The following is a 1,043-nucleotide window of genomic DNA, read 5'->3' on the forward strand; positions in this document are numbered from 1 at the left end:
AATTCTGCTTGTTCTCTTGTCATTTTTTATCCTTTATTATGGTATTTGTTTGATAAAACCTAATAAGTTTATATAATTTATAATTGTAATATTTTTATATGTTTATTAATTTTAATATACCATAACTTCACTAAAACTAAAACCTAATAAATTATTTTCTCTTACTATTTTTTTAAATTCACTTGATACAAAAACAGGTATTTCATCATCTTTAATTCTAAATATATGACTTCCATCAAGTTTTGATTTTTTTAAAACAGCTTTAGTAATACTTAAATATTCATCATTATCACCCATATAAGTATATACAGAATGTTCATAATCTAAAGCCTCAAGTGATTTTATTACATGCATAATTTTACAATCATAATAATTTATTTCCTGATTTTTAATTTCTACATCTAAATATTGCACACAATCTTTGATTAAATCTTGCATTAAATTTATAAATTTAGGAGAGACTATACGCCAATTATATACATTAGATATTAAATCGGTCAGTATTTTACCATCATCTTTATCGATTTCAAATGTAGGTGTTTGCCAATTTGCAATAGGTTTAGATTCTAAAAGTGCATATTTGTCATTATTTTTTATATCTGGTTTAACACAATTTATCCAATTATCAACATCATTATGTTGTCCATTATACATCATTTTATAATATCTCATTGTTTTCTCTCCTTATAGTATTCTTTATGAAGTATAGCAGGATTATTTTTGATTTCTTCTTTTAGTTTTTCAAATTCTTTTAAGAATTTATTCTTATCTCCTCTAGCTATTTTATCAATTTTATTCATTTTTTCAAGAATGTATTCATGGTATTCATTAGGATGTCTTCCGCGATGTGGCATTTTAACTTTATTCCAATCTCCATTTAGTTTTAAATCATATGAATTAAGTATCTCTTGAAATTTTGGAGTATATTTTTTACTCTTATTGGTGGCAATGTGATGAGTTTGAATTGGTAATTGATTGTTTTTACCTCCTATCCCTTCCCATCTTATCCTATCAAATTTAATCTTAGCAAGAGGACTAGCTTG

The 1,043-nt window shown here is 24.4% G+C and carries 2 protein-coding genes; both read right to left on the reverse strand.

Annotated elements, in window-relative coordinates; translation table 11 throughout:
• Positions 1-111 precede the first annotated feature (111 nt).
• Positions 112-672, reverse strand: a complete 561-nt coding sequence (locus AJ888_RS03845) for an imm11 family protein (protein ID WP_070296136.1) — start codon at positions 670-672, stop codon at positions 112-114.
• The coding region (locus tag AJ888_RS03850) for an AHH domain-containing protein (protein WP_237766501.1) at positions 669-1,043 on the reverse strand (375 nt) is incomplete at its 5' end. The genes AJ888_RS03850 and AJ888_RS03845, both read right to left, overlap by 4 nt.

It is taken from the genome of Campylobacter sp. BCW_6467 (assembly GCF_001762855.1).
GTDB lineage: Bacteria > Campylobacterota > Campylobacteria > Campylobacterales > Campylobacteraceae > Campylobacter_D > Campylobacter_D jejuni.

Excerpts from the sequence above, each read along its gene's own strand:
- AJ888_RS03845 (WP_070296136.1), bottom strand. The coding sequence starts at position 672 with ATGAGATATTATAAAATGATGTATAATGGACAACATAATGATGTTGAT.